6 protein-coding genes and 2 rRNA genes are annotated in these 8295 nt (G+C 55.5%); 3 read left to right on the forward strand and 5 right to left on the reverse strand.

Features of this window, described 5'->3' with window-relative positions:
* Positions 1 to 9: 9 nt before the first annotated feature.
* A complete protein-coding gene (locus tag PGR23_RS20705; RefSeq protein ID WP_045395430.1) occupies positions 10 to 1404 on the reverse strand; it encodes a diguanylate cyclase in 1395 nt (464 codons plus the stop codon).
* Between the two features lie 372 nt (positions 1405 to 1776).
* Here PGR23_RS20705 and PGR23_RS20710 point away from each other — a divergent pair, with 372 nt between their 5' ends.
* The 3 genes from PGR23_RS20710 to PGR23_RS20720 are packed head-to-tail and all read left to right on the forward strand — an operon-like array spanning position 1777 to position 6721.
* A complete protein-coding gene (locus tag PGR23_RS20710) occupies positions 1777 to 2841 on the forward strand; it encodes an HlyD family secretion protein (protein ID WP_045395428.1) in 1065 nt (354 codons plus the stop codon).
* Positions 2838 to 5597, forward strand: coding sequence for a ribosome-associated ATPase/putative transporter RbbA (gene rbbA, locus PGR23_RS20715; RefSeq protein ID WP_396279968.1), 2760 nt, complete (start codon positions 2838 to 2840; stop codon positions 5595 to 5597). The genes PGR23_RS20710 and rbbA overlap by 4 nt, the downstream gene beginning before the upstream one ends.
* Complete coding sequence (locus PGR23_RS20720; RefSeq protein WP_315712896.1) at positions 5597 to 6721, forward strand: ABC transporter permease; 1125 nt, start codon at positions 5597 to 5599, stop codon at positions 6719 to 6721. Before rbbA ends, PGR23_RS20720 begins: the two co-directional genes overlap by 1 nt.
* Before the next feature lie 27 nt (positions 6722 to 6748).
* Here PGR23_RS20720 and PGR23_RS20725 read toward each other — a convergent pair whose 3' ends face one another.
* From PGR23_RS20725 to PGR23_RS20740, 4 genes are all read right to left on the reverse strand, one after another.
* Positions 6749 to 7066: a hypothetical protein gene (locus tag PGR23_RS20725; protein WP_396279969.1), complete on the reverse strand. Its 318-nt coding sequence runs from the start codon at positions 7064 to 7066 to the stop codon at positions 6749 to 6751.
* 324 nt (positions 7067 to 7390) lie between these two features.
* Entirely contained in the window at positions 7391 to 7666 is a 276-nt protein-coding gene (locus tag PGR23_RS20730) for a DUF2574 family protein (protein ID WP_020079736.1), read from the reverse strand.
* A gap of 334 nt (positions 7667 to 8000) precedes the next feature.
* Positions 8001 to 8116 (reverse strand): 5S ribosomal RNA (gene rrf, locus PGR23_RS20735).
* A 96-nt stretch (positions 8117 to 8212) separates the two neighbouring features.
* A 23S ribosomal RNA gene (locus PGR23_RS20740) occupies positions 8213 to 8295 on the reverse strand; the annotation flags it as partial.

Here is an 8295-nt window from a genome sequence, read left to right on the forward strand (position 1 = left end):
GGGCTCGTTTTACACCCTGCCTTTATGCATCTTCACACAGTTGCGCCCTTCGCGTTTGGCGGCGTACAGCGCATTATCGGCATCGCGCAACAGCAGGTTGTAATCGGGATGGCCGGAGTGCACGGCATAGCCAATGCTGGCGGTGATTGGGATCTGCGTATCGCCGCCAACGTTAAACGCCAGTTGGCTAATTTTTTTCCGCAGGCGGTCGAGGATGGTAAACGCCTCTGACACGCCGGTCTCCACCAGCACCAGCAGAAACTCTTCCCCGCCGTAGCGGAAGATATAGTCGCTGGAACGGATATTGTCGCTGAGCAGTTCCGCGACATGTTTAATCGCCCGGTCGCCGACCATATGGCCCCAGTTATCGTTAATGCCTTTGAAATGATCGATGTCGACGATCGCCACCGTCATCGGCAACTCATGCTCCATCGCCAGCGTCACTTCATGCTTGAGCACCACCGGCAAATAGCGGCGGTTAAGCAGGCTGGTTAATGCATCTTTGCCGTTTTGCATCTGCGACAGGCTGCTGAAAATTACGCCCAGTTGGCTTCCGATTTGCTGGCAATGAATATGGATCCCCTGAATCAGGTTTTGTGTATTTTTATAATCCATGGCAGAGGCTGATGCCCGCCATCCTATTAATAAGTCGTCGACCTGCGAAATTAATGCGGCAATTTCGTCCATCTGGCTATTTTTGTTAAAATAGCGTACGCATTTATGGCGGAACCAGAGACCAAATTCCGATTCAGATAATAACGTAGCGTTAGTATGCGCTTTATTTTCGCTAACAATATTAAAAATTGCCGTATTTTCCCAACCGGAAAGCGCCGCCTGCTGTTTGCCATATTCCATCGGGACATTGTCCATCAAACTATACAGGCGATAAGCCTCTTCGTTTTTGGTCGCCCGATAGTGCGATAAGGTATAGGCATGGCACATCATCTCAACGGCCATATTAATCGCCATAATAGCGTAATAGATGGCATCGACGGCAATCTGGCGGTCGTTAACGTGGCTGCGGATATACTCAATAAGCCCGGCCTTAATTTGCCGGGCGCCGCGCAGCACCGCCTCCGCCGGGATACCGATCCGCGCGTGGATGCTGCCAATCTGATATTGCCGTTCCGCCAGCGCCGGCAACTGCGCTTTGTCGCTGGTCAGGATCTCCTTCACCCATAGCGCCAGCGAGCGGCTCAGTCTTTCCTGAACTAAATCATAAGTCAGGTGGCGGGCAATATCCGGATCCTGAAAAATAAAATCATAAAACCGGGCCGCTAACGCTTCCGATTGCTCCTCTGCGATATTTTTAAGTACCTCCTTAACGGCTGGCGTCAGGCTGTCATACAGCGGTAGCCACTCCTTAAAAATAACAGAGATATATTTTTTGCTTTCATCGTTCATGAATAAAGCGCTCGCCGGGCGTTAGTCTATTTCGGGGTTGCCGATCATACATGAGTTGCCGCAGGTCAACCAGACGAAGAAAATCATAGGGATAGCGTATTTCTCAGTCATTATAGCGAGGGGGTCGCAATTCCATAGTTTATATATGGACTTTGACGCTACCGATGTTAGTATCCAGATTATAAATATGCGTGTTTCATTTAAGGCCAGGATTGCTGATGATGACCACTCTAAAAGCACATCTTCCCCACCGGTTGGCAACGTAACAGGATTTTGCGCCGGACGGCCTTATCTCCCTTTTGTTTTATCGTCCCGCCGGGCGAAATAGCGAAACGCGCACCACTCAGCAATATGGAACAGAGCGAGTCGCGTATGGACAAGAACAAACGACGTTGGACCGGGTATATCGTAGTTGCAGCGGTGGTCATCGCCGCCGCATGGTGGATGTTGCGCCCGGCTGGGCTACCGCCGGGCTTCGCCGCCAGTAATGGCCGCATCGAGGCGACGGAAGTCGATATCGCCACCAAAATTGCCGGGCGTATCGAGACGATTCTGGTCAAAGAGGGGCAGTTCGTCCATAAAGGCGATGTGCTGGCGCGGATGGATACGCGGGTGCTCAATGAGCAGCGCCTCGAAGCCGCCGCGCAAATCAAAGAAGCGCAAAGCGCGGTTGCCGCCGCCAACGCGTTACTCGACCAGCGGCAGAGCGAAATGCGCGCCACCGAAGCGGTGGTGAAACAGCGCCAGGCGGAGCTAGACTCCACCGCTAAACGTCACGTCCGTTCCAGCACTCTTTCACAGCGCGGCGCCGTCTCCGCTCAGCAGCTGGATGACGATCGCGCGGCCGCTGAAAGCGCCCGCGCGGCGCTGGAATCGGCGAAAGCGCAGGTCTCCGCCGCCCGCGCCGCCATCGAGGCTGCCCGCACCAGCATCATCCAGGCTAAAACCCGCGTTGAAGCCGCCGAAGCCACCGAGCGGCGGATCCTCGCCGATATTGACGATAGCCAGCTGAAAGCGCCGCGCGACGGCCGCATCCAGTACCGCGTCGCCGAACCAGGCGAAGTGCTGGCCGCCGGGGGGCGGGTATTAAACATGGTCGACCTGGCAGACGTCTATATGACCTTCTTCCTGCCAACGGAACAGGCGGGTCTCCTGGCGCTCGGCAGTGAAGCGCGCTTGATCCTGGATGCCGCGCCAGATCTAGTGATCCCGGCAAATATCAGCTTTGTCGCCAGCGTCGCGCAATTCACCCCAAAAACGGTAGAAACCAGCGACGAGCGGCTCAAGCTGATGTTCCGCGTCAAGGCGCGCATTCCGCCAGAGCTGTTGGAACAGCATCTGGAATATGTCAAAACCGGCCTGCCTGGGATGGCCTGGGTACGACTGGATAAGCAGAAAAGCTGGCCTGAAGCGCTGACGGTGAGGTTGCCGCAATGAAACTCACGCCGCAGGATACTTCGCCTCCCGTCGCCCTGCTGGAAAACGTTGGCCAGCAGTTTGGCGCCACCATCGCGTTGCGCGATATCAACCTGGCGATCCCGGCGCGGTGTATGGTTGGCCTGATTGGCCCGGACGGGGTCGGCAAATCAAGCCTGCTCTCGCTTATCGCCGGGGCGCGGGCCATCGAGCAGGGTAACGTGATGGTGCTCGGCGGCGATATGCGCGACGTTCATCACCGCCAGCAGGTATGCCCGAAAATCGCCTGGATGCCGCAGGGCCTGGGGAAAAACCTCTACCATACGTTATCGGTCTATGAAAACGTCGACTTCTTCGCCCGCCTGTTTGGTCATGATAAAGCCGAGCGTGAACTTCGTATCAACGAACTGCTGCAGAGCACCGGGCTGGCGCCGTTTCGCGATCGCCCTGCCGGTAAACTCTCCGGTGGAATGAAACAAAAGCTCGGGCTGTGCTGTGCTCTTATCCACGATCCGCAGCTACTCATCCTTGATGAACCGACTACCGGCGTCGACCCGCTCTCCCGCGCGCAGTTCTGGGATCTAATCGACAGCATTCGTCAGCGCCAGCCGGAAATGAGCGTGCTGGTCGCTACCGCCTACATGGAAGAGGCCGAGCGCTTCGACTGGCTGGTGGCGATGAACGCCGGCGAGATACTGGCGACCGGTAGCGCGGCGGCGCTCAAAAAACAGACCGGCAGCCAGACCCTGGAGCAGGCGTTTATCGCCCTGCTGCCGGAAGCGCAGCGCCTGGCGCATAAAGACGTGGTCATCCCGCCGCGCGACGGCAGCGAGGAAGAGATCGCCATTGAAGCGCGCGGCCTGACCATGCGCTTCGGCAACTTTGTCGCCGTCGACCACGTTAACTTTCGTATCGCCCGAGGCGAAATTTTTGGCTTCCTCGGCTCTAACGGCTGCGGCAAATCCACCACCATGAAAATGCTCACCGGCCTGTTGCCCGCCAGCGAAGGCGAGGCCTGGCTGTTTGGCCAGCCGGTCGACCCGAAAGATATCGCCACCCGCCAGCGAGTGGGTTATATGTCGCAGGCTTTCTCGCTCTATAGCGAACTGAGCGTATGGCAAAACCTGGAGCTGCACGCCCGCTTGTTTCACATTCCGGACCATGAAATAGCCGGCCGGGTCGCTGAAATGTGCGAGCGTTTTATGTTGAGCGAGGTGGAAGATGCGCTCCCCGCCGCTCTACCGCTGGGGATCCGCCAGCGCCTGTCATTAGCGGTCGCGGTAATTCATCGCCCGGAGATGCTGATCCTCGATGAACCCACCTCCGGCGTTGACCCGGTGGCGCGCGATATGTTCTGGCAACTGATGGTTGACCTGGCGCGGCAGGATCGCGTCACCATCTTCATCTCCACCCACTTTATGAATGAGGCGGAACGCTGCGATCGCATCTCGCTCATGCACGCCGGCAAAGTGCTGGCCAGCGATACGCCGCAGGCGCTGGTTGAGCAACGTGGCTCCGCCAGCCTCGAAGAGGCGTTTATCGCCTGGCTGCAGGAGGCGGCAGATACCACACAGCCGACCGTTTCTGCCTCTACAACGCCCGCGCCGCCTGCTGTCGCATCACACCACAAGAACGCGTCCCCACGCCAGTCATTCAGCCTGCGCCGCCTGTTTAGCTATAGCCGCCGCGAAGCGCTGGAACTGCGCCGCGATCCGGTGCGATCGACGCTGGCGCTGCTGGGAACGGTGATCCTGATGTTTATCATGGGCTATGGGATCAGCATGGATGTCGAGGATCTGCGCTTTGCCGTCCTCGACCGCGATCAAACGATCAGCAGCCAGAACTGGTCGCAGAACATTGCTGGCTCACGCTACTTTATCGAGCAGGCGCCACTGCAGAGTTATGACGAATTGGATCGTCGAATGCGTAACGGCGAGCTGGCGGTGGCGATAGAAATTCCGCCGAACTTTGGCCGCGATATCGCTCGCGGTACGCCGGTGCAGATTGGCGTGTGGGTGGACGGCGCAATGCCAAATCGCGCGGAAACGGTGCGCGGGTACGTGCAGGCGATGCATCTGGCCTGGCTGCAGGAGATGGCCGGGCGGCAAAGTAGCCCGAATCGTGATACTTCGCTCATTTCCATCGAGACCCGCTATCGCTATAACCCGGACGTGAAGAGCCTGCCGGCCATCGTCCCGGCGGTGATCCCGCTGCTGCTGATGATGATCCCGGCGATGCTCAGCGCGCTGAGCGTGGTGCGGGAAAAAGAGCTCGGTTCGATCATCAACCTGTACGTGACGCCGACCACCCGCAGCGAATTCCTGCTCGGCAAACAGCTGCCTTACATCGTGTTGGGGATGTTTAACTTTTTTCTGCTGTGCGCGCTGTCGGTCTTCGTGTTTGGCGTCGCGCATAAGGGGAGTTTCCTGACCCTCACCCTGGCGGCGCTGCTGTATGTCACCATCTCCACCGGGCTGGGATTGCTGATCTCGACATTTATGAAGAGCCAAATCGCCGCCATTTTCGGTACCGCGATTATTACGCTGATTCCGGCCACCCAATTCTCCGGGATGATCGACCCGGTGGCGTCTCTGGAGGGGCCAGGTCGCTGGATCGGACAAATCTACCCGACCAGCCATTTCCTGACCATCACCCGCGGTACCTTCTCCAAGGCACTGAATATTAGTGATTTGTGGGTTTCGTTCATTCCACTATTGATTGCGGTGCCGCTGGTGCTCGGGCTGAGCGTGTTGCTGCTGAAGAAACAGGAGGGATGATGCGCGGATTACGCAATATTTATAACCTCGGCGTCAAAGAGCTGCGCAGCCTGCTCGGCGATAAAGCGATGCTGGCGCTGATCGTGTTTGCTTTTACCGTGTCGGTTTACTCCTCGGCCACGGTAATGCCCGGCTCTCTACACCTGGCGCCTATCGCTATTGCCGATATGGATAAATCACAGCTCTCATCGCGGATCATTAACGGCTTTTATCGGCCATGGTTTTTAACGCCAGAGTTGATCAGCGCCGATGAAATGGATGCCGGGCTGGATGCCGGACGATACACATTCGCCATTAATATTCCGCCAAACTTCCAGCGCGATGTGCTAGCCGGTCGTCAGCCGGAGGTGCAGGTCAACGTCGACGCCACGCGAATGAGCCAGGCCTTTACCGGCAACGGCTATATCCAGAATATTATCAGCGGTGAAGTGAACAGCTTTGTTGCCCGCTATCGCGACAACAGTACGCTGCCGGTGGAGCTGGCGGTGAGGATGCGCTTTAACCCTAACCTTGAACAAGAGCGCTTCGGCGCGGTGATGGCGATTATCAACAACATCACCATGCTGGCCATTGTCCTCACCGGTTCGGCGCTTATCCGCGAGCGAGAGCACGGCACCATTGAGCACCTACTGGTAATGCCGGTAACACCGTTTGAGATAATGATGGCCAAGATCTGGTCGATGGGTCTGGTGGTACTGGTTGTCTCCGGGCTGTCGCTACTGCTGATGGTGCAGGGAGTTTTGCAGGTACCGATTGAAGGGTCGATTCCGCTGTTTATGCTGGGAGTTGCGCTCAGCCTGTTCGCCACCACCTCCATTGGCATTTTTATGGGCACGCTCGCCCGCTCTATGCCACAACTGGGGCTACTGATGATCCTGGTGCTGCTGCCGCTGCAGATGCTCTCCGGCGGATCCACGCCACGGGAGAGTATGCCGCAGCTGGTTCAGGACATTATGTTGACCATGCCGACCACCCACTTCGTCAGCCTCGCGCAGGCGATACTGTACCGCGGCGCCAGCTTTGCCATCGTCTGGCCGCAGTTTTTAATTTTGTTCGCTATCGGCAGCGCTTTCTTTACCATTGCGCTGCTGCGTTTTCGCAAGACAATTGGTGAGATGGCATAAACCTGAACCGGGCGCTGCGCCGATGGCTTATTTTTGACGATTCATAAAGCGGCGTAGACCCCAGGTGAAGGCCATCGCCATACTGAAAAGGATGAATAACAGCACAATCCAGCTGATAGAAATGCGCAGCAACGTGCCCGGCGTCATAAATGGCTGAAGATAAACGGTGAAAGAGTGGGCTGGCGATTTTCCCAGCAGTTGATAGGCGCTATCGGTAAGCCACACGGCAACCCGGCAGAACAGCCAGATAATCGCCGGCCAGCAGAGCAGAACCAGAAAGGTAAAGCGCTCCTGAATGTAAGTAACGATCTGGCGCAGCGGCGGCCAGTTAAGCAGGATTTTCATTTATATTCTCATATTGCCAGCCGATGACCTGCAACATTCATCGCAAGGCATTCCGGGCAGCGTCCGTACAGGCAATCTACCCTATTTGTATATCAAATTTACCGTCACTTAAACCAGATCAAGTTAACAAAGTGTTAATGATGTATCGCATCAACCCCAAAAAGAGTAGATAACCCTGTCGTTCATGGAAATAAGCGGGGGGAGAAGTATTAAGCGGCGAGAATAAATTTTCAAGTCCACAACTGGCTGATTTTTATATCTGATAGCAGTGCGCCATTATTTCGCCGCTGGGCAATATAATGGCGCGGAAATATAAGTGAATGATTAATCGTAGCTGCTGATAATTATTTTCCTGTTCGCATCATTCGGTAAATTCACCGTTTGGGTAACCACCCCATGAGAAGGGACTGCCATATTTTGCGTGTTAATGAGGTAAGTATTTTGCCCACAACGCTGTTGAGCTTTTTCGTTAATGATATTGGTGCTGCAGGTAGGTGTCGCCACACGCCCGGAGATGGTTAATGTAGCGGTATCAGCAGCGAATGCAGGCAAGCTCAATCCATAAGCTAATGTCAGAATCCCAATTAGCGGTTTTTTCATTGAATTTATAACTAGTTAACAGGATGAGAAATAAGCGATTTGCTTTCTATTTTTCTCCCTCAGGAGAAGTGATGCGTTGATGTCATCACGCAGGAAAGATAATCCATATAATTAATAAGGACAATTATACTGAGAGCTATTAGTGTGATAGGTATTACTGATGTTAGCGGACCAGGCGGCTGGGCAGGGTGTTTCCCCGGAGGCGGTGTAGGCCGGGGAAGGAGCGGTAGCCCCGGTAAGCGCAGCGCCACCGGGGGAGACGGCGGCGCGTCTGGCCGCAAAACACCAAAACAAAAGGCCCAGTCTTCCGACTGAGCCTTTCGTTTTATTTGATGCCTGGCAGTTCCCTACTCTCACATGGGGAGACCCCACACTACCATCGGCGCTACGGCGTTTCACTTCTGAGTTCGGCATGGGGTCAGGTGGGACCACCGCGCTATCGCCGCCAGGCAAATTCTGTTTTATCAGCCCGTCATTACGACGCACTGATTAATCTGTATCACGCTGAAAATCATCTCAAATCCGCCAAAACATCTTCGGCGTTGTAAGGTTAAGCCTCACGGTTCATTAGTATCGGTTAGCTCAACGTATCGCTACGCTTACACACCCGACCTATCAACGTCATCGTC

The sequence above is a fragment of the Klebsiella sp. 141162 genome (assembly GCF_050600755.1).
In the GTDB taxonomy this organism is placed as follows: Bacteria; Pseudomonadota; Gammaproteobacteria; order Enterobacterales; family Enterobacteriaceae; genus Klebsiella; species Klebsiella aerogenes.

Excerpts from the sequence above, each read along its gene's own strand:
- PGR23_RS20705 (WP_045395430.1), bottom strand. The coding sequence starts at position 1,404 with ATGAACGATGAAAGCAAAAAATATATCTCTGTTATTTTTAAGGAGTGG.
- PGR23_RS20710 (WP_045395428.1), top strand. The coding sequence starts at position 1,777 with ATGGACAAGAACAAACGACGTTGGACCGGGTATATCGTAGTTGCAGCG.
- rbbA (WP_396279968.1), top strand. The coding sequence starts at position 2,838 with ATGAAACTCACGCCGCAGGATACTTCGCCTCCCGTCGCCCTGCTGGAA.
- PGR23_RS20720 (WP_315712896.1), top strand. The coding sequence starts at position 5,597 with ATGCGCGGATTACGCAATATTTATAACCTCGGCGTCAAAGAGCTGCGC.
- PGR23_RS20725 (WP_396279969.1), bottom strand. The coding sequence starts at position 7,066 with ATGAAAATCCTGCTTAACTGGCCGCCGCTGCGCCAGATCGTTACTTAC.
- PGR23_RS20730 (WP_020079736.1), bottom strand. The coding sequence starts at position 7,666 with ATGAAAAAACCGCTAATTGGGATTCTGACATTAGCTTATGGATTGAGC.